The sequence below is a fragment of the Oxalobacteraceae bacterium OTU3CINTB1 genome, from assembly GCA_024123955.1.
GTDB lineage: Bacteria > Pseudomonadota > Gammaproteobacteria > Burkholderiales > Burkholderiaceae_D > Rugamonas.
This window is the reverse complement of sequence record CP099652.1, coordinates 333,341-354,092: the sequence shown is the minus strand read 5'-3', so window position 1 is coordinate 354,092 and position 20,752 is coordinate 333,341. Positions and strand designations below refer to the sequence as shown.

General features: G+C 66.3%; 16 protein-coding genes. 1 reads left to right on the top strand and 15 read right to left on the bottom strand.

Annotated features, from left to right (window positions below):
• Positions 1–49: 49 nt before the first annotated feature.
• The 4 genes from NHH73_01445 to NHH73_01430 form a co-directional block, all read right to left on the bottom strand.
• Positions 50–730, bottom strand: a complete 681-nt coding sequence (locus NHH73_01445) for a Fe2+-dependent dioxygenase (GenBank protein ID USX26992.1) — start codon at positions 728–730, stop codon at positions 50–52.
• A gap of 109 nt (positions 731–839) precedes the next feature.
• Complete coding sequence (locus NHH73_01440; GenBank protein USX26991.1) at positions 840–3,164, bottom strand: catecholate siderophore receptor Fiu; 2,325 nt, start codon at positions 3,162–3,164, stop codon at positions 840–842.
• Between the two features lie 215 nt (positions 3,165–3,379).
• Positions 3,380–6,895 (bottom strand): response regulator, encoded by a 3,516-nt coding sequence (locus NHH73_01435; protein USX26990.1) that lies wholly within the window; start codon positions 6,893–6,895, stop codon positions 3,380–3,382.
• 91 nt (positions 6,896–6,986) lie between these two features.
• On the bottom strand, positions 6,987–7,736 hold the full coding sequence (locus NHH73_01430) for an alpha/beta hydrolase (GenBank protein USX26989.1): 750 nt from the start codon (positions 7,734–7,736) through the stop codon (positions 6,987–6,989).
• 243 nt (positions 7,737–7,979) lie between these two features.
• Here NHH73_01430 and fnr point away from each other — a divergent pair, with 243 nt between their 5' ends.
• Positions 7,980–8,738 (top strand): fumarate/nitrate reduction transcriptional regulator Fnr, encoded by a 759-nt coding sequence (gene fnr / locus NHH73_01425; GenBank protein ID USX26988.1) that lies wholly within the window; start codon positions 7,980–7,982, stop codon positions 8,736–8,738.
• Between the two features lie 175 nt (positions 8,739–8,913).
• Here the strand turns inward: fnr and NHH73_01420 are convergent, their stop codons facing one another.
• The 11 genes from NHH73_01420 to NHH73_01370 form a co-directional block, all read right to left on the bottom strand.
• The gene (locus NHH73_01420) at positions 8,914–9,432 is read right to left on the bottom strand and encodes a FixH family protein (GenBank protein ID USX26987.1); all 519 of its coding nucleotides are present in this window, start codon (positions 9,430–9,432) and stop codon (positions 8,914–8,916) included.
• Positions 9,433–9,442: 10 nt separating this feature from the next.
• Positions 9,443–10,828, bottom strand: a complete 1,386-nt coding sequence (ccoG, locus tag NHH73_01415) for a cytochrome c oxidase accessory protein CcoG (protein ID USX26986.1) — start codon at positions 10,826–10,828, stop codon at positions 9,443–9,445.
• 13 nt (positions 10,829–10,841) lie between these two features.
• Positions 10,842–11,825: a cytochrome-c oxidase, cbb3-type subunit III gene (gene ccoP / locus NHH73_01410; GenBank protein USX26985.1), complete on the bottom strand. Its 984-nt coding sequence runs from the start codon at positions 11,823–11,825 to the stop codon at positions 10,842–10,844.
• Positions 11,818–11,982, bottom strand: a complete 165-nt coding sequence (locus NHH73_01405) for a cbb3-type cytochrome c oxidase subunit 3 (GenBank protein ID USX26984.1) — start codon at positions 11,980–11,982, stop codon at positions 11,818–11,820. The genes ccoP and NHH73_01405 overlap by 8 nt, the downstream gene beginning before the upstream one ends.
• Before the next feature lies 1 nt (position 11,983).
• Entirely contained in the window at positions 11,984–12,610 is a 627-nt protein-coding gene (gene ccoO / locus NHH73_01400) for a cytochrome-c oxidase, cbb3-type subunit II (protein ID USX26983.1), read from the bottom strand.
• 14 nt (positions 12,611–12,624) lie between these two features.
• Entirely contained in the window at positions 12,625–14,046 is a 1,422-nt protein-coding gene (ccoN, locus tag NHH73_01395) for a cytochrome-c oxidase, cbb3-type subunit I (protein ID USX26982.1), read from the bottom strand.
• Between the two features lie 76 nt (positions 14,047–14,122).
• Positions 14,123–14,308 (bottom strand): cbb3-type cytochrome oxidase assembly protein CcoS, encoded by a 186-nt coding sequence (gene ccoS, locus NHH73_01390; protein ID USX26981.1) that lies wholly within the window; start codon positions 14,306–14,308, stop codon positions 14,123–14,125.
• Positions 14,308–16,821, bottom strand: coding sequence for a heavy metal translocating P-type ATPase (locus NHH73_01385; protein ID USX26980.1), 2,514 nt, complete (start codon positions 16,819–16,821; stop codon positions 14,308–14,310). The genes ccoS and NHH73_01385 overlap by 1 nt, the downstream gene beginning before the upstream one ends.
• Positions 16,800–17,618 carry a sulfite exporter TauE/SafE family protein gene (locus tag NHH73_01380; protein USX26979.1) on the bottom strand — a complete coding sequence of 273 codons (819 nt, stop codon included), beginning with the start codon at positions 17,616–17,618 and terminating at the stop codon, positions 16,800–16,802. Before NHH73_01380 ends, NHH73_01385 begins: the two co-directional genes overlap by 22 nt.
• A gap of 4 nt (positions 17,619–17,622) precedes the next feature.
• A complete protein-coding gene (gene hemN, locus NHH73_01375; GenBank protein ID USX26978.1) occupies positions 17,623–19,086 on the bottom strand; it encodes an oxygen-independent coproporphyrinogen III oxidase in 1,464 nt (487 codons plus the stop codon).
• A gap of 14 nt (positions 19,087–19,100) precedes the next feature.
• Positions 19,101–20,735, bottom strand: coding sequence for a methyl-accepting chemotaxis protein (locus NHH73_01370; protein USX26977.1), 1,635 nt, complete (start codon positions 20,733–20,735; stop codon positions 19,101–19,103).
• Positions 20,736–20,752 lie beyond the last annotated feature (17 nt).

Sequence of the window (20,752 nt, the reverse complement as noted above, 5' to 3'; positions counted from 1 at the left end):
GGAGTTGCGAAAGCGTAGCCACCCGGCACCAGCTATGTGCCGGCCGGGCCTACACCTCGCTCCATTGGCGCAACAAATTGTGGTAATGCCCGGTCAGGCCGACCAGTTCGGCGCAGTCGCCCAGGCGCGCGCGCAGGCTTTGGATGTTCTGGTCCAGCTCGAGGAGCATGCCGCGCCGCATGTCGTCGCGCACCATGCTCTGGGTCCAGAAAAACGCGCACACGCGGGCGCCGCGGGTGACCGGCTCGACCCGGTGGATGCTGGTCGACGGATACAGGATCAGGTCGCCCGCCGGCAGCTTGACCTCGTGCTCGCCGTAGGCGTCGGTGACGATCAGCTCGCCGCCGTCGTAGTCGTCCGGATCGCTCAGGAACAGGGTCGACGAAACGTCGGTGCGCACCCACTCGCCACTGTTGGGGATGCGGCGCATCGAGCCGTCCACGTGCGCGCCGTAGTGCTCGCCGCCGGCGTAGCTGTTGAACAGCGGCGGGATGGTGCGCAGCGGCAGCGCGGCCGAGAAGAACAGCGGACAGTCGGCCAGCGCCGCCAGCACGATGCGGCCCAGCTCGAGCGAAAGCGGCGACGTCTCCGGCAGTTGCCGGTTCTGCTTGACCTGGGCGCCCTGGGCGCCGACGGTGGCGCGGCCGTCGATCCAGTCCGATGCGTCCAGGCGGGCGCGCATGGCGGCGACCTGTTCGCGGCGCAACACGCCCGGGATGTGCAGCATCATGGTGAAACTCCTCGAAACAGTGGGTCCGGAAAAACAAAAGCCCCGCCGGTGAGGGCGGGGCAAGCAACACGGCTGAAGGGCCCTTTTGCTTAAACCTTACAAGCTTACCTTAGAACTTGATGTTGGCCGTCAGGCTGGCCGAACGCGGCGTGCCCGGCGTGTAACGGTAGCCCGACTTGTTGATCGCCGCGGCGTATTCCTTGTCGGTCAGGTTGTACACGTTCAGGCGCACATCGATGTTCTTGTTGATCGGATACGACGCCATGGCGTCGGCGACCCAGTACGAATCGATGTAGGCCGGGGTGCCGACGGCGCCGTCGGTGCCGCGCAGCAGCTTGTCGGAGAAGCGCACGCCGCCGCCGACCGTCAGGCCCATCGGCAAGGTGTACGAAGTCCACGACGTGAACGCCTGCTTGGGCGTATAGGCCAGTTGCTCTTCGCCGTTGGCCAGCACCGAGCGGCCCTTTTCCACTTTGGTCGACATGCGGGTGTAGCCGGCGCTGACGATCCAGCCGCGGGTGATCTCGCCCGTCACGCCGAGCTCGACGCCCTGGACGCGCTTCTTGCCGTTCTGGAAGAACACGGCCGCGTTGGTCGGATCGACTTCGATCTCGTTCTTGACGTCGGTGCGGTACAGCGCGGCCGACAGCGACAGCTTCTGCTTGAGCAGGTCCCACTTGCCGCCCAGCTCGTAGTTGGTGGTTTCCTGCGGATCGTAGTTGACGTTGGCCGAATTGTTGGCCGCCGTGCTCAGGGTGAAGTTGGTGCCGCCCGGCGGCGCTTTCGACGTCGCCACCAGACCGTAGACGCTGCTTTCAGGCGTGAGCTTGTAGAGCGCCGACAATTTACCGTTGACCAGGTTGTCGCTCTTCTTGAGCGAGGTCGGGATGCGGGTGCCGACCGGCAGCGGCTGCACTGCCGGCGGGGTCACCGCCGCCTGCAGCGCTACGGCGTCGTACTCGGTGGTGTAGTGGTCGAGGCGCACGCCGCCGTTCAGGATCCACTTGTCGCCGATCTTGATGGTGTCGAACACGTAGGCGCTCTGGGTGTCGGTGGTGCCGCGGCTTTGCGCGCCGTTGCGGGCGTAGGTCAGCTTGAACGACGTGGCCGGATCCGGATAGTAGATGCTGGTGATCGGCAGGCCGGTGCCGCCGGTCGGCGCCCATGTGTACAGGGTTTGCTTCTCGCTGGTGAGCTCGATGCCGCCGACCATGGTGTGCTTGAGCGCGCCCGTGGCGAATTCGGCGGTGGCGGTGGTCTGGTTGGTGAACACCTTGTTGGTGGCGTCGCGGAAGGTCGTGTTGGTGCGCAGCATCTGCCAGCTGCGCGGATCGGCGCTTGGCAGCACCAGGTTGGCGGCGGTGGCCATGAACGACGTCAGCAGGTAATCCTGCTCGGTCTTGCCGAAGCGGGTGGTGTTCTGCAGTTTGACGCCGCCGGCGAAGTCGTGCTCGATGCGCACCGTGGCCATGTCGGCGGTGACGTCGTCGTGGTCGTACGAGGAGCCGTAGAAGTTGCGCGGATCGACGCGCGGCGCGCTGTTGAGCGGCGCCAGGCGCACGGCCTCGGCCGCCCGGGACGCTGGCGTGCCGCCGGTGGTCGGCACCGGCGCGCTGTAGCCGGGCAGGCCGATGGTCAGCACGCCGCCGTCGGGGATGTTGTTCTGTTTGACGTGCAGGTAGTTCAGGTAGACGCGGGTCGGACCGTTCAGGCCGAACGCGACCGACGGCGCCACGGCCCAGCGCTTGTTCTCGACGACGTCGCGCGCGGCGTTGCCGGAGTCCTGGCCCAGCACGTTGACACGGAAGGCGGTGCCGCTGTCGGCGTCGAGCACCTGGTTGAGGTCGGCGGTGGCGCGTTTTTGCTTGCCGCTGCCGAAGGTGACGGAACCGAGGTAGGCGTTTTCCTGCTGCGGCTGCTTGCTGACCAGGTTGATCGAACCGGTTGGCGAGCTGCGGCCGTTGTCGGTGCCGGCCGGACCCTTGAGCACGTCGATCTGTTCGATGTTGAAGGTATCGCGCGAGATCGAGCCGACGTCGCGCACGCCGTCGACGTAGATGCTGCCGGAGGCGTCGAAGCCGCGCATGAAGATGGCGTCGCCGGTGTTGGTGTTGCCGTTCTCGCCCAGGAAGAAGGCGCCCACGCCCGGGGTGTTGCGCAGCGCTTCGGTCAGGGTGACGGCGCCTTGCTGTTCGATCAATTCTTTTTTGATGACGGTGATGGTCTGGGCGGTGTCGACCAGCTTCTCGGTGTACTTGACGGACGAGGCCTTGTCGGCCTTGATGCCCTCGGCGGTGCCCTGCACCGTTACTTCGGGCATGGTTTGCTGCTGCTGGGCGGCTGCCGCGACCGGCAGCAGCATCACGGCAAGCGCCGCACTCATGTGTTGGTTGAAGCGCGCTTGCGTGTGTTTGCGACTCTTGATCATTGCCATTCTTTCATCTAATCGAAGGGAGGCCGGCGGCGGGAAGTGTTGCTGAAGTGTTGCCAACCTGGGTCTGACAGCCGGGAAATCTTTACTGATTAGTGAGAGTGTAACAATAAAACACCTAAACGTAAATGCGAATTGTTATCAATACTATTCACGTGGTGGCAAAAGGCAACGGATTTGGCGGGGGCGGGAATCCGGGCGGGCTGTTGAAGTGCCGGTTACGACGCTTGACGCTCGAGCCAGGCGCGGGCCTCGGCCAGCGTTTCTTCGAGCTCGGCGCGCACGGCGTCGACACGCTGCGCCAGCTCCTCGCCGCGTCCTTCGCTGATGGCCGTCTCGGCGTCGATGGTGGCCTGGATCAGGCGCCGCGCGCCGAGCACGCCGACGGCGCCGCGCAGGCCGTGGAACAGGCGGGCGGCGTCGCGCGGGCGCCCTTCGCGCAGCGCCGCGGCGGCCTGCTCGACCGGTTCCATGCCGCTGTCGATGGCGCCGCGCACCATCTTGACCATCACTGCGCGGCCCTTGGCGTCGCGGCCCATCACGCGCACCAGGCTATCGATGTTGAAGGCGCCGGCCTCGCCGGCCGGCACCGGCGAGCTGACCAGCTTGACCGGCGCATTGGCGGGCGCCGGCGGCGGGGCGGCGTCGGCCTGCGCCGGCACCGGCTTGGCCGCTTTTTTGGGCAAATGCTTGTGCAGCACGGCCAGCATTTCCTCGACCTCGATCGGCTTCGGAATGAAATCGGTGATGCCGGCTTCGAGGCTGCGCTCGCGCTCCGATTCGAGCACGCCGGCCGTCATGGCGATGATCGGCAAGTCCAGCTTCAACTCCTGGCGCAACAGGCGGGTGGCGGTGAAGCCGTCCATCACCGGCATCTGCATGTCCATCAGCACCAGGTCGTAGACGCCGGGGCTGGCGCTCATGCGGTCGACCGCCTGCTGGCCGTTGTCGACGACATCGAGCGTGGCGCCGGCCAGCTCGAGGATCCCGCGCGCCACCGCCTGGTTGAGCAGATTGTCTTCCACCAGCAGGCAATGCATGCCGGCCAGGCAACCGGCGATGCCCTGGTCGGCCGCCGCCTGCACGCTGGCGTCGGCCTTGGTCACCAGCGCCTGGTGCAGCGCGTCGAACAGGTTGGAGCTGGTGATCGGCTTGACCAGCACCACGTCGGCCTCGGGCGCGTTGGAGATCTCCTCCATGCGGTCGCGCGCAAAGGCGTTGACCATCACCACGATCGGCTGCTTCTTGTCGGGCGCGGCCGCGCGGATGCCCTTGGCCGTGGCCAGCCCGTCCATGCCTGGCATGTGCCAGTCGGCCAGCACCACGTCGTAGGCGCGCTCCGTTTCCAGCCCGAGCCGGAACTGCGCGAGCGCGGCCGCGCCGGAATCGACCTCGTCGGCCTGCCAGCCCCAGGCCCGGATCAGCTTGGCGATCAGTTCGCGGCTGGTGCGGCTGTCGTCGGCCACCAGCAGGCGCAGGTCGCCCAGCACCGGCTTGCGGCGTTCCTCGGGCCGCTCCGGCAACACCTCGAAGGGCAGGCTGAAGAAGAAGGTCGAGCCCTGCCCAGGCGTGCTGTGGACGGCGATCTGGCCGCCCATCAGTTCGATCAGGCGCTTGGTGATGGCCAGGCCCAGGCCGGTGCCGCCGAAGCGCCGCGTGATGCTCTGGTCGCCCTGCGAGAAGGCGTGGAACAACTGCGCCAGCTGCTGCTCGGTCATGCCCATGCCCGTGTCGCGCACCTCGAAGCGCAGCAGCGCGCTTTGCGGGTTGGGCGCTGTGCGCGCGTCGAGCTCGACGCTGACGACCACCTCGCCCTGCTCGGTGAACTTGATGGCGTTGCCGGCCAGGTTGACCAGGATTTGCTGCAGCCGCATCGAATCGCCGCGCAGCCGCTTGGGCACCGACGGCTCGACGCTGATGGCCAGCTCCAGTTCCTTGTCGCCGGCGTTCATCGTCATCATCGTCGCCAGCGAGTTCATGGTGTCGTCCAGGCTGAACTCGACCGGCGACAACTCCATGTGGCGCGCCTCGATCTTGGAGAAATCGAGCACGTCGTTGAGGATGCCCAGCAGCGATTGCCCGGACACCTTGACCATGTTCAGGTACTTGCGCTGCTGGGTGGTCAGCGTGGTGTTGCCCAGCAGGTAGGCCATGCCCAGCACCGCGTTCATCGGCGTGCGGATCTCGTGGCTCATGTTGGCCACGAACTCGCTCTTGGCGCGGTTGGCGGCCTCGGCGCGGTCGCGCTCCTGCTCCAGCTCCTGGGCGCGGGCCTCGACCTCCAGCTGCAGGCGGCGTCGTTCGGTGATGTCGGAGATCACCGCCAGCACCTTGGTGCCCTGGTCGGTGCGCACCGCGCTCAGGTTGATTTCGATCGGGAACTCGCTGCCGTCGCGGCGCAGGCCCAGCAAGGTGGCGCCGCCGCCCATGCGCACCGGCTCGGCGCTGAGGCGGTCGGCGAAGAACTTGACGCGGTGCGCGGCGTGTTGTTCGCGCAGCGCCACCGGCACCAGCGTCTCGAGCGGCTGGCCGAGGATTTCGTCGCGGCCGTAGCCGAAGCGGCGCTCGGCCTCGCGGTTGAAGGTTTCGATGCGGCCGTCGACGCCGACCACGACGATCGCGTTGGGCGCGAACTCGACCAGGCTTTGCAGGCGCGCGTCGGCCGCCAGCCGGTCGCGCATCAGATTGTTGAAGGCGGCCGTCAGCTGGCCGACCTCGTCGTCGGTGCGCACCGGCAGCGGCGCGAAATGGGTGGCGTCGCCGCGCAGCGCGACGATGGCGTCGCGCAGCCGGATGAGCGGCGCCAGCAGCCGCAGGGTGAGCCAGCCGATCAGCGCCGCCGCCAGGATCGAGGCCACCACGCTCCACAGCAGCACGCGCGAGAGCACGCCGTCGAACGGCTCGAACGCCTCTTCGGCCGGCAACGAGGCGGCCAGGATCCAGTCGACCGACTTGAGCGCCTTGTAGCTGTTGAGGGCGCGCTCGCCGTTGCCGTTGATGCTCTCGACCGTGCCCTCGAAGCCGTCGCGCAGCGCGCGCGTGGTGGCGGCGTTGGCGCCGGCCTGGCGCGGCTGCAGCAGGCGGCTGGCGTCCGGATGCAGCACGTAGACCGAATGCTCGCCGCGCGTGAGGGCGAAAAAGTAGCCGCTCTTGCCGACCTTGGCGGTGCGCAGGTGGCCCAGCACATTGTCCTTGTACAGGCGCAGCACGCCGTTGAGCACGCACACCACCTCGCCCTTGGCGTTGAGCACCGGCGCCACCATCTGCACGATCGGCTGCTTGTGGGACTTGCCGATCACCGGCTCGGCGACCAGCGGTTTGCGGGTGCGCATCACGGTCTGGAAGTAGGCGCGGTCGGAGGCGTCGATGCCGACCCGGCCGGGCCGGACCGGGACGTCGGCGATCACCACGCCTTGCGGGCTGAGCACGAGCAGATCGTCGAACAGCGCCAGCACGGCGCGGTCCTGGTAGTAGGCGCGCAGCCGCTCGGTGGAGTTGGCGAGCTCGACCGGCTGATGGCGCGCCGACAGCGCGATGATGTCGAGCAGCATGGTCAGCTTGTCGTCGAGTTCCTCGGCGGTGCGGCCGATCAGCGCCGTTTGCTGGGTCAAAAGCACCTTGGTGAAGTCCGCCTTCATGCGTTGCATCTGAACCACGGTCACCAGCGCGATCATCAGGATCGATGTGATGCTGGTCGCCAGCGCAACTTTAGCCTTGATGCCAAGTGGCTTCATTTCATCCTTGTCGGGCGGGTCGGACATGAAATCGGAGAACTACGGAAGTGCTCAGGAATTCTCCTATCAATGCCCGACCTTGGCAACAGTATTAACGCTGGGCAGCGGCGATGATCACGTCGGCGACTTTTTGCGGCTGCGACACCATCGGCACGTGGCTCGATTTCAGCGTGATAGTGGTGGCGTTGATTTTCTTGGCGAACGCTTGCTGCAGGGCCGGATCGATCATGCGATCGTCGGACGCGGCGATGTAATAGTTCGCCTTGTTTTTCCAGGCCTCTACGGTGGTCTTGTCGGCGAAGGCCTTGGCGGCAATCGGACCCTGGGTGGCGGCGATCAGCGCGGCGGTGGCCGGCGCGACATCCTGGGCGAAGTTGGCGGAGACCGACGCGGTCGGCAGCCACAGGAAACCGCCGGCGTCGGCCTGCAGGGTGGCGATACCTGGCGGCACGGCGTAATCCTTGCCCAGGTCGGCGGTGGCCTGGCCAGCCGACGGCGCGAACGCGGCCACGTAGACCAGCGCCTTGACCTTGTCGCTGGTGCCCGCCTCGGTGATCACGGTGCCGCCCCACGAGTGGCCGACCAGCACCACCTTACCGGTTTGCGCGTCGATCACGCGCTGCGCGGCGGCGACGTCGTCGGCCAGCGAGGTCAGCGGGTTTTGCACGGCCACCACCTTCAAGCCCTTCGCTTGCAGCAGCGGGATGATTTTCTCCCAGCTGGAACCGTCGGCGAAGGCGCCGTGCACCAGTACCACGGTGGTGTCGGCGGCCGGCGCGGCGGCTTGGGCGGTCAGGACGGTGGAGGCCAGCAGGGCGGAGGCGATGATCGAGCGTTTCATGGTGATTCCTTTCGAGGTTGGTCGTTTACGATTAAGTAGTGTACTACTTGCTTGAGTTGAACTATAGCGAACAATCTAATAGCGTGCAAGATAAATTTGACCGAATGTCGAAAATATTTTGCCGTTCCCATGGCCGCCGGTGCGAAAACGCTTGCAGCAAGCAAGGCTGTCAGCAAGGCGAATACCTGATCGGCACAGTGCGGCATCGGCCAAAAGCGGCGACTAATGGTCTACACTGGGGGCATGATAAGAGACCTCCCCGCACTGGTGCTGCCCGGCGCCACCATCGACATCCTGAAGGCAAGTTGCGCCAACTGCAGCATGCATCAGCTGTGTCTGCCGATGGGACTGGGCAACGAAGACATGGAGCGGCTCGACCAGATCATCGGGCGCCGCCGCAAGGTCGCGCGCGGCAGCACCCTGTTCCGCATCGGCGATCCGTTCGTGAACCTGTACGCGATCCGGCTCGGGCATTTCAAGACCTACCAGGTCAACCGCGAGGGCGCCGAGCAGATCACCGGCTTCCAGATGGCCGGCGAGCTGCTTGGCATGGACGCCATCAGCACCGACCTGCACCATTGCACCGCCGTCGCGCTGGAGGACAGCGAGGTGTGCGAGATTCCGTTCGGCAGCCTGCAACAGCTGCTGGCCGACATGCCGACCCTGCTGCGGCACTTCCACCGCATGATGAGCCAGGAGATCACGCGCGAGCAAAGCGTTATGCTCCTGCTGGGCAATATGCAGGCGACGCAGCGCTTCGCCGCCTTCCTGGTCAACCTGTCGTCGCGCTACGAGGCGCGCGGCTACTCGCCCAACACCTTCCAGCTGCGCATGTCGCGCGAAGAGATCGGCAACTACCTGGGCCTGACGATCGAAAGCATCAGCCGCCTGCTGTCGAAGTTCAAGAAGGAAGGCCTGCTCCGGGTGAGCAACCGCGAAATCGAACTGCTCGACCCGCCCATGCTCAAGGCCATCACGGCCGGCACCCAAACCTGCCACTAGACCTGCAACAACCACGGGGTCAGCAACAACCACGGGGTCAGAGCAACAACCACGGGGTCAGTGCCGACATTCGGACATTTAGGAACTTTCGCCCGTTCAAAAAGTTCCGCGGTTTGCCGCCGATGTCCGAATGTCGGCACTGACCCCCGGGGTTATTCGGCGCTGACCCCCGGGGTTATTCGGCGCGGAGGATCACGCCGCGCTGCGCCGGCCAGCTCCAGGCGCCGGCCAGGCGCCAGTCGCGCTGTTCGCCTTCCACCAGCACCACCCAGCGGCTGCGCTCGAGCATCGGCAGATTGATCTGGAAGCGGCCGAATTCGTCCGGCTGCACCACCAGTTGGATATCCTTGGCCGGCAAGGTGGCGTGCGACAGGCGCACGAACAAGCGTTCCGTCTTGCCGCGCTCGTCGCTATTGCGGCGCAGCTGGCCGGCCAGCATCCCTTGCGTGGCGTCGTAGCCGATCGACATCGACAACCCCAGCGAGCTGGCCAGGCGGTCGCGCCGCAAGTCCTGGTTGATGGCCTTGCCCTGCTTGTAGTAGTCGCCCACCACCAGCGCGTCCTGCCGCGTGAAGGCCAGGTAGCCGGTGTAGACGCCGGCGACGATGACGATCGCCGGCCCGGCCATCAGCAGCCACGGCCAGCGCTGCTTCCACCACGGCGTTACCGTGGTATGCGATATCGATACGGTCATGATGCTCTCCTTAGCGCGGCACGATGAATACCGCGTCCTCCTTCACATGCAGCGACGGGTCGTCGACCGACGTCAGTTCGACGGCGATCTTGTTCGAGCCCGGATGGGCGGCGCCATGCGCCGTGCGCAGCCGGATCGGATGCGCCTTGGTGTCGGTGGCCTCGACCCGCACCAGCTCCGGCGTGACCTGGGCCAGCGTTGGAATGCCGCTGACGCGGATGCGGTAGGTCTGCGCCTGCTCGGACGTGTTCATGATCTGCAGCCGGTAGACGTTTTCGATCATGCCGTCCTCGACCTCGCGCCCCATGGCGCCACGGTCGCGGATCACGTCCAGCTTGAGCGGCACCCGCAGGTACAGCGCAGTGCCGACGGCGGCCACGATCAGCGCCAGAATGGCGGCGTAGATCTGCACCCGGGGCCGCAGGGTGCGCCGGCGGATCTGCGTCGGCGTGTAGTGCATGGTCATGGCGCGCTCGGTGCTGTAGCGGATCAGCCCGCGCGGCAGGCCGACCTTGTCCATGACGCCGTTGCAGGCGTCGACGCAGGCGGCGCAGCCGATGCATTCGTACTGCAGGCCGTTGCGGATGTCGATGCCGGTCGGGCACACCTGCACGCACATCGAGCAGTCGATGCAGTCGCCGCCCTTGCCGGCCGCCTTCTTCGACAACGGCATGCGCGGCTCGCCCCGTTCGCCGGCGTAGGTGATGATCAAGGTGTCGCGGTCGAACATCGAGCTCTGGAAACGGGCATATGGGCACATGTATTTGCACACCTGCTCGCGCATCCAGCCGGCGTTGCCGTAGGTGGCGAAGCTGTAGAACACCACCCAAAACCATTCCCACGGGCCAAAGCTCAACGTCAGCACTTCGCCGGCCAAATGCTTGATCGGCGTGAAGTAGCCGACGAAGGTGAAGCCGGTCCACAGCGCGACGGCGCCCCAGGCCAGGTGCTTGGCGCTTTTCTTGGCGAACTTGGACGCCGACGGCGGCTGGCGGTCGAGCGCGATGCGCGCGCTGCGCTTGCCTTCGATCTTGCGCTCTATCCACAGGAAGATTTCGGTGTACACCGTTTGCGGACAGGCAAAGCCGCACCACACGCGCCCCGCCACCGCCGTCGCCAGGAACAGCAGATAGGCGCAGATGATCAGCAGCGCGGCCAGGTAGATGAAGTCCTGCGGCCACAATACCAGGCCGAAGATGTAGAACTTGCGTGCGCCCAGGTCGAACAGCAGGGCCTGGCGGCCGTTCCATTGCAGCCACGGGGTGCAATAGAACGCCAGCTGCGTCAGCCAGACGAACAGCCAGCGCAGCCGGGCATAGCGGCCCGAGGCCTCGCGCGGGTAGATTTCCTCCCGCGCGGCGTACATGTGGACGACTTGGGTTTCAGGCGAGCTCATAATCTTCGATCGCTTATTCCGCCGCAGCCGTGGTGGCGGCGACGGCCGGTGCAGGCGCGGGCGGGTTAGGCGACGATTCCGGCGCGTTGACGTCGTTCGACAAACTCCACACGTACGCCGCCAGCACGTGCACCTTGGCGTCGCCGAGGAAGTCCTCGAACGCCGGCATGGTAGCGTTGCGGCCCTTGCGGATGGTTTCCATGATCGTCTCGGCGCTGCCGCCGAACAGCCAGACCTTGTCGCTCAGGTTGGGCGCGCCGATCGCCTGGTTGCCGGTGCCGCCGGCGCTGTGGCAGGCCATGCAGGCGCCGAACTTGCCCTTGCCGAACACCGCCTTGATCGGATCGGCGGTCGAGCCGGACAGGCTGAGCACGTAGTGGGCGACGTTTTCCACCTCCTTGTCCGAGCCGAGCGCGGCGCCCATCGGCGGCATCACGCCGACGCGTCCGTGCAGGATGGTTTGCTTGATGGTTTCCGGCGCGCCGCCGAACAGCCAGTCGTTGTCGGTCAAGTTGGGGAAGCCCTTGTTGCCCCGCGCGTCGGAGCCGTGGCATTGCGCGCAGTACGTCAGGAACAGGCGCTGGCCGATGGCGTGCGCCTTCGGATCGGCTGCGACCTTTTTCAGGTCCTGCTTCTGGTATTGCGCGAACAAGGGGCCATACTCGGATTCGGCCTGCTTGAGTTCGGCCTGGTACTGGCCCGAGGATTTCCATCCCAGCTTGCCCGCGTAGGTGCCCAGGCCCGGATACAGGAACAGGTAGGCCAGCGCGAAGATGATGGTGATATAGAACAGCCACATCCACCAGCGCGGCATCGGCGTGTTCAGTTCGGTCAAGTCCTCGTCCCAGGTGTGGCCCGTTGTGCCGATCTTGCCATCCTTGTCCTTGGCCAGCTTGACCTTGGCTTGCGAATACAGAAGGATGCCGCAACCGGCGATGCCGAGCAGGGTCAGCACGACGATATACATGTCCCAGAAACCGTTGGTGAAATCAGCCATGGCCATTCTCCTCGTCGTCGAAGGGCAGCTGCGCCGCCTTGGCGAAGTCGGCTTCCTTGTTGGCGATGAACGTCCACCACAGGATGCCGGCGAACGTGATGAAGGAAATCACCGTCATCACGCTGCTGGCGCGGTCAAACAGGTTCTCGATAGCCATGCTAGTTCCTCGTCTTGATTAAAGTGCCCAGGCCTTGCAGATAGGCGATCAGGGCGTCTTCTTCGGTCTTGTCTTTCAGCTCTTCCGGCGCGGCGGCGATCTCGGCGTCGGTGTACGGGTCGCCCAGGCGCTTCAGCGCGCGCATCTTCGGCACGATCTCGGCCGGCACCAACGCGGTTTTCGCCAGCCATGGATAGTTCGGCATGTTCGATTCCGGCACCACGTCGCGCGGACTGGCAAGGTGGGTGCGGTGCCATTCGTCGCTGTAGCGGCCGCCCACGCGCGCCAGGTCCGGACCGGTGCGCTTGGAACCCCACTGGAACGGCCGGTCGTAGACGAACTCGCCGGCGACCGAGTAGTGGCCGTAGCGCTCGGTCTCGGCGCGGAACGGCCGCACCATTTGCGAGTGGCAGTTGTAGCAGCCTTCGCGCACGTAGACGTCGCGTCCGGCCAGGCGCAGCGGCGAATAAGGTTTCAACCCCGCCACCGGCTCGGTGGTCGACTTCTGGAAGAACAGCGGGACGATCTCGACGGCGCCGCCGACGCTGACCACCAGGGTCACCAGCGCGATCAGCAGCCAGGGGTTTTTCTCGATCCACTCATGTTTAAAATTCGGTGAAAATTTCATCTTGTGCTCCGATATCAGGCGTGGCCGGCGGCCAGCGCGGGAATGCGCGCGACGGCGGTCTCGCGGTTACGCAAGGTCATCCAGGTGTTGTAGCCCATCAGGCACATGCCGCCCAGGTACAGCAAGCCGCCGCCGAACCGCACCACGTAGTACGGATAGGTGGCCTTGACGCCCTCGACAAAGGTGTACGTCAGGGTGCCGTCGGGATTGACCGCGCGCCACATGAGGCCCTGCATGACGCCGGCGATCCACATCGCGGCGATGTAGAGCACGATGCCGATGGTGGCGACCCAGAAGTGCAGGTCGATCAGCTTGGTGCTCCACATCTTTTGCTGGCCGGCCAGGCGCGGCATCAGGTAGTAGATCGAGCCCATGGTGATGAAGCCAACCCAGCCGAGCGCGCCGCCGTGGACGTGGGCGATGCCCCAGTCGGTGTAGTGCGACAGAGAATTGATGGTCTTGATCGACATCATCGGACCTTCGAAGGTGGCGATGCCGTAGAACGACAGCGAGACGATCATGAATTTCAGGATCGGGTCGGTGCGCAGCTTGTGCCAGGCGCCCGACAGGGTCATGATGCCGTTGATCATGCCGCCCCACGACGGCGCCAGCAGCACCAGCGAGAACACCATGCCGATCGATTGCGTCCAGTCCGGCAGCGCGGTGTAGTGCAAGTGGTGCGGGCCGGCCCACATATAGGTGAAGATCAGCGCCCAGAAGTGCACGATCGACAAGCGGTACGAGTACACCGGACGCTCGGCCTGCTTGGGGATGAAGTAGTAGACCATGCCCAGGTAGCCGGCGGTGAGGATGAAACCGACCGCATTGTGGCCGTACCACCACTGGATCATCGCGTCCTGCACGCCCGAGTAGGCGGAGTAGGATTTAAACGCCGAGGCCGGCATGCTGGCGCCGTTGACCACGTGCAGCAGGGTGACGGCGATGATGTAGCCGGCAAAGAACCAGTTGGCGACGTAGACGTGCTTGACCTTGCGCTTGAGCAGCGTGCCGAAGAACACGATGGCGTAGCAGATCCAGACCACGGCGATCAAAATCGAGATCGGCCATTCCAACTCGGCGTATTCCTTGCCGCGCGTTAGGCCCATCGGCAAGGTCACGACGGCGCTCAGGATCACCGCCTGCCAGCCCCAGAAGGTGAAGGCGGCCAGCTTGTCCGAGAACAGGCGGACCTGGCAGGTCCGCTGCACCACATAATATGAGGTGGCGAACAGGCCGCAGATGCCGAACGCGAAAATGACAGCGTTGGTGTGCAGCGGCCGCAGGCGGCCATAAGTCAGCCAGGGGATGTCCAGGTTCAGCGCCGGCCAGGCCAGTTGGGCGGCGATGATCACCCCCACCAGCATGCCGACGATGCCCCAGACTACCGTTGCGATCGCGAATTGCTTGACGATCTTGTAGTTGTAGTTCCCGTCCACGAAGTTCTCCCTTAGAACGCTTTGATGATGTAGATCAAAGGTTACTTATCGGGGCTTCAAAAAACCTTGATGTGGATCAAAATTTTCCGGATGGATCTTTTTCGGCGGGGTTTACTTTCGGCGAGTCGTCGTCCTGCAACACGCGCAGCGCCGGGCCGACCAGGTCGTCGAACTGGCCGTCGTCGGCGGCGTTGAAGAACACCCATAGCGCGGCGAACACCAAGGCCACGCTGAGCGGAACCAGCAAGAACAAGGCTTCCATCACGTTTCCTCCTTTGCACGCCGATGCATACCGCCGCGCAGCCGCAGCGCGTTCAGCACCACCACGGCCGAGCTGGCCGCCATGCCGACGCCGGACAGCCACGGATTGAGCAGGCCGAGCGCCGCCGCCGGGATCGCCAGCAGGTTGTACAGGCTGGCCCAAGCCAGGTTCTGGCGGATCACCGCCATCGTCCGTCGCGCCACGCGCGCGCTGTCGGCCACCGCGCCGAGTCGGCCACCCAGCAGCACCGCATCAGCGTGGGCCTGGGCCAGTGCGGCGCCCTCGCCCATCGCGAATGAGACGTCGGCCGCGCTCAGCACGGCGGCGTCGTTGATGCCGTCGCCGACCATTGCCACCACCGCGCCTTTCATTTGCAGTTGCCGCACGAAGGCCAGTTTCTCGTCGGGCAGGTAGCCGCCCACGGTGGTGCCGATGCCGAGCCGGTCGCCGACCCGGCGCGCCAGTACGTCGTGGTCGCCGCTGAGCAGCACCACCGTTTTGCCGGCGTGGCGGAAGTAATCGACGGTGGCCTGGGCATCGGGCCGCAGGCCGTCGTGCAGCTGCAAGCAGGCCAGCCATTGGCCGTCGGCGCCCAGGTAGACGGGCGTGGCGCCGTCGGCGACGGTATGTGGCGGGACCGAGCCGCTGAGTTCGGCGACGTAGCCGGCATTGCCGAGCCGGTAAAGGCGGTTGTGTACCTTGCCCTCGACACCGCGTCCAGCAGTTTCCGTCAGCGCCGTGGCGTGCCAGTCGGCGCGCGCGCCACCGCCCGCCTCGCTGGCGGCGCCGACGATGGCGCGCGCCAGCGGGTGGCCGCTGCCGGCGTCGAGCGCCGCCGCGACCTGCAGGCAGAAGTCGTCGCGCATCGCGCCCAGCGGCAACACGTCTTGCAGCACCGGCCGGCCGAAGGTCAGGGTCCCGGTTTTGTCGAACACGACATGGGTGGCGCGGTGCAGGGTTTCCAGTGTTTGCGCGCCGCTCACCAGCACGCCTTGCCCCAGCAGGCGGTCGGTGGCGGCGGCCAGCGCGGTCGGCGTGGCCAGCGACAGCGCGCACGGGCACGACACCACCAGCACGGCGATGGCGATCGGCCAGGCGCGCGCGGCGTCGCCGTCGACCCAGAACCAGAACCCGAACGCCGCCAGCGCGAACAGCAGCAGGCCGGCGACGAACCAGGCTGCCACCTTGTCGGCCCACAGCGCGATGCGCGGCTTGTCGCGCCCGGCACGGTCGATCAGCTTGACCAGGTTCGACATCGTGCTGTCCTGCGCGCGGCGCGTCACCCTCGCCAGCACGACGGCGCCGGCGTTGATGGCGCCGCCGGGCAGCGCCTCGCCCCCCGCCTTGGCCACCGGCGCGCTTTCGCCGCTCAGCAGCGACAGGTCGAGCGTGGTGGCGCCGTCGACGATGACGCAGTCGGCGGCCACCGCCTCGCCCGGCTTGATCATGATGACGTTATCCACCAGCAGCGCGGCCGCCTTGACCAGGCTGGCCTCGCGGCTGGCGGGATAGTCGGCCAGCAAGGTCGCCGACGCCGGTAGCGCGTGGTGCAGGCGTTCGAGCGCGGCGCCGGCCTTGCGCCGCGCGCGCAGCTCCAAATGGCGGCTGCACAGCAGCAGGAAGATGAACATCGTCACCGAATCGAACCAGACGTCGCCGTGGCCGCGCACGGTCGCCACGACGCTGGCGCCGAAGGCGGCGGCGATGCCCAGCGCGACGGGCACGTCCATGCCGGGCGCACCGGCTTTGATACTGGTCCATGCGCCGCGCCAGAACGGCTGCGCCGCGTAGCAGATCGCCGGCAAGGTCAGCAGCAGGCTGGCCCAGCGCATCAGCGCGGCCATGTTGTCGTCCAAGGTGCCGTCCTCGGCCAGGTAGGCCGGCGCCACATACATCATCACCTGCATCATCGACAGCCCGGCGACGAACAACTGGCGGCCTAGCGTGCGGGCGGCCTTGCGCTGCTGTTCGCCGTGGCGGCCGGCGTCGTAGGGGTAGGCGCTGTAGCCGATCGTGTGCAGCGCGGTCAGGATGTCGGCCGGCTGGCAGGCATCCGACCGCCAGCGCACATACAGGCGCTCGGTGGCGACGTTGAGCTGGGCGCTGTCGACGCCGGGTAGGCGCGCCAGCCGGCTTTCGATCAACCATACGCAGGCGGCGCAGCGGATGCCGTCGACCGACAAAGTGGTTTCGCGGCTGTGTTCGTCCAAGGCGAAGCGGGGATCGGCGTTGTCGTACAGCTGCAGTTCCGGCGGCAGCAGTTGCGCGCCCTCGGCGGTGGCGGCGAAGGCCGAGCGGTCGCGGTAGTAGGATTGCTGGCCGAGATCGACGATGGCCTGCGCCACCGCCGCGCAGCCGGGGCAGCACATCGCGCGGTCGGTGTCGTCGATGCGCACGGTCCACGCGCTCGGGGCAGAGGCCGGCACCGGCAGGCCGCAGTGGTAGCAGGCGGCGGGGGCGCTGCTGGTTTGCGGCGCGGCCGCCGGGTGGTTCAAGGGTGCGGTGTCAAGCATAGGATATCCATCCAGGCGGGCGTGATACCGACCGCCGCGCGCGCGACGCCGAGCAGGCCGAACGTCAGCACCAGCATGCCGCAGGCGACGCGGACCTTGCGTCGCTGCATGACGTTGCGCAGCCGCGCACCCATCAGGCCGAGGCCGGTCAACATCGGCAGGGTGCCGAGGCCGAAAGCCAGCATCACGATGGCGCCGCCGAGCGCGCTACCGGTGAGCATGGCGGTCAGCAGCACACTGTAGACCATGCCGCACGGCAGCCAGCCCCACAGCGCCCCCAACGCGAAGGCCTGGTGCGGCCGGTTGGCAGGGATCAGGGTTTTCATCGCCGGCGCCATCCATGGCTGGGCGCGTTGCCACAGCGTGCGGCCGGCCTGCTCCAGCTTGGTCAGGCCGTGCCAGGCGTTCATCAGGTACAGGCCCAGCGCCACGAGCATCAGGTTGGCCAGCCAGTAGAAACCCAGTTGCCAGCCGACCAGGTCGGCCAGGCTTTGCGCGCCGTTCGCCAGGCCACCCGCCAGCGCGCCGGCCAGCATGTAGCTGCCGATGCGGCCGGCGTTGTAGGCCAGCACGCGCGGGATCGCCCGCACCGGCGCGGCCGCTCGTGGGATGAACGCGGCCGTCGGCCCGCCGGCGAACCTGGCGGCGGTCTGGGTGGGGATGACGTTGCGCGGCAAGGGCTTGCCGCCCCCACTGGCCGAGATGGCGCCGACGATGCCGCCGCACATGCCGACGCAATGGACGCTGCCGGCCAATCCGACCAGGAACACGGGCAGCAGCTGGTAGCCGGTGTTCATGATGTCAAATGGTCTTGGAGTAGCGCAGCGGCTGCGTGGCGTCGGCACGCGCCAGGGTCAGATGGCGGTCGAACACCATGCAGATATTGCGGATCAGCAGCCTGCCCTTGGCCGTGACGCTGATCCAGTGCGCGTCGACGGTCAGCAGGCCGCCTTCCTCGAAGGCTTTCAGCTTTTCCAGCTCGTCGGCGAAGTACAGCGGAAAGCGGATCGGATAGGCCTGCTCCAGCGACGAGATCGATAACTCGAAATTGCACATCAGCTTTTGGATAACGATGCGGCGCAGCAGGTCGTCGGTGTCGAGCTTGATGCCGCGCGTGATCGGCAGCACGCCGTTGTCGAGTTTTTCGTAGTAGGCGTCGAGCGTTTTTTCGTTCTGGCTGTAGGTGGCGCCGACGGCGCTGATGGCCGACACGCCGCAGGCGATCAAATCGGTCTCGGCGCGCGTCGAATAGCCCTGGAAGTTGCGTTGCAACCGGCCCTGCCGCTGAGCCACGGCCAGTTCGTCGTCCGGCTTGGCGAAGTGGTCCATGCCGATGTAGACATAGCCGGCCGCGCACAGCCGGTCGATGCACAAGGCCAGCAGCTCGAGCTTGACGGCGGCGCTGGGCAGGTCGGCGTCGAGGATGCGGCGCTGCGGCTTGAACAGGTGCGGCAGATGCGCGTAGTTGTACAGCGCGATGCGGTCCGGGCTGGCGTCGATCACCTTGACCAGCGTCTGTTCCATGCTGGCGATGGATTGCTTCGGCAGGCCGTAGATCAGGTCGATGCTGACCGAGCGGAAGCCGGCGTCGCGCGCGGCGTCGATGACGGCGCGCGTCTCGGCCTCCGGCTGGATGCGGTTGACGGCCTTTTGCACGTCGGCGTCGAAATCCTGCACGCCCAGGCTGATGCGGTTGAAACCCTGCGCGCGCAGGCTGTGCACGCGCTCCACGCTGACGGTGCGCGGATCGATTTCGATCGAATACTCGCCTAGCGCGTCCGGCGCGAAATCGAAGTTCGCGCGCAGGTGCGCCATCAGGTCGCCCATCTGGCGGTCGCTCAGGTAGGTCGGCGTGCCGCCGCCAAAGTGCAACTGTTCGAGCTGGCCGATGCCGGCGAACAGGCGGCCCTGCATGTCGAGCTCCTGCTTGAGGTAGCCGAGGTAGGTGGCGGCCTTGCCGTGGTCCTTGGTGACGATCTTGTTGCAGCCGCAGTAGTAGCAGACCGTGTCGCAAAACGGGATGTGGATGTAGAGCGACAACGGCCGCTGGCTGCGCCGCAGGCGCAGGCCGGCGACCGCCTCGAGGAACTGGCCGTAGCCGAACTCCGGCGTGAAGCGGTCGGCGGTCGGATACGAGGTGTAGCGCGGCCCCGACTGGCTCAGTTTGCCGATGATGGCGGCGTCGAATTCGACGGCCGGAAAGGCGGCGCCGACGCCGGCGTGGCTGGGGCTGACGCTGTTGCTTGAACTTGGACTGGTATGCATGGTCAAGACCTTGCTCACGCGGCCAGGCGCGCGGCCGGCGGCGATTTGCGGACCGGGCGCGCGGTTGGCCGGACCGGCGTGGCGCGGCCGAACTTGAACAGGCTGACCGCCTGCGTCAGGCCGCCCGCCTCCAGCGCCAGGCTGGCGGTGGCGGCGGCCGCCTCTTCGACCAGCGCGGCGTTCTGCTGCGTGACCTGGTCCATGTGGGCGATGGCCGAGTTGACCTGGTCGACGCCGATACTCTGCTCGCGCGAGGCGACCGAGATCTCCTCCATGATGGCCGTCACCTGCCGCACCGAGGCCACCACTTCCTTCATGGTGGCGCCGGCGCGGTCGACCTGCGTCATGCCGGCGCTGACCTTGCCGACGGAAATATCGATCAGGTTCTTGATGTCCTTGGCGGCGGTGGCGCTGCGCTGGGCCAGGTTGCGCACCTCGCCGGCGACGACCGCGAAGCCGCGTCCCTGTTCCCCGGCACGGGCAGCCTCGACGGCGGCGTTGAGCGCCAGGATGTTGGTCTGGAAGGCGATGCCTTCGATCAGGCCGATGATGTCGACGATCTTGCGCGAGGAATTGTTGATCTCGTCCATGGTGGCGATGACGTCGGCGACGATGGCGCCGCCCTGCACCGCCACCGTCGAGGCGTTTTGCGCCAGCGCGTTGGCCTGGGCCGAGTTGTCGGCGTTTTGCTTGACGGTCGACGAGAACTGCTCGACGGACGACGCGGTTTCCTCCAGGCTGGCGGCCTGCGCCTCGGTGCGGCCGGACAGGTCGGCGTTGCCGGCGGCGATCTGGCGCGTGGCCACGGCCATCGTCTCGACATTGACGCGCACGTCGCGGATGGTGGCGATCAGGTTGCTGTTCATTTGCTGCAGCGCGCGCAGCAGCTGGCCCACCTCGTCGGTGGACTCGGTGTCGAAGCTGCCCGACAGGTCGCCGGCGGCGATGGCGCGGGCGCCGTGCAGCGCGCGGTCGAGCGGTTGCAGCACCGACACGCGCAGGGTGTACCACAGGAACACGTTGATCAGCAGGCCGATGAAGGTGGCGCCGAAGATGGCGTAGCTGTGGCCGCCCCCGCCGCTCATCAGCGCGGCTGCGCAGACGATCACCTGCAGCACGTTGACCACGCTGGTGGCCAACCATACGCGCATCGCCAGCGAGACGTGGCTCAGGCGCGAGAGCAGGTTGCCGACGCCGGGACGGATCACCTGGCCGTTCTTGATGCGGATGCCGTGGCCTTCTTTGAGGAGGATGTCGCGGTAGGCCTGTTCGGCCTTGGCGATCTGCTCGCGCGCGGCCTTGACGCGCACCGACATGTAGCCGATGGTTTTGCCGTTTTCGCGGATGGGGGTGATATTGGCGCGCACCCAGTAGTGGTCGCCGTTCTTGCAGCGGTTCTTGACCAGGCCGGTCCACGGTGTGCCCGCCTGGATCGAGGCCCACAGGTCGGCGAAGGCCTCGGCCGGCATGTCCGGATGGCGCAGGATATTTTGCGGCGCGCCCAGCAGCTCGGCCTCGCTGTAGCCGCTGATTTGGACGAAATAGGGATTTACATAGGTAATGTTGCCCTTTAAATCAGTTTTCGACACGATGGCCTGGTCGTCCAGGACGTCTACTTCACGGTTGCTGACGGGTTGATTGTTGCGCATCACATAGCTCCGGCTGA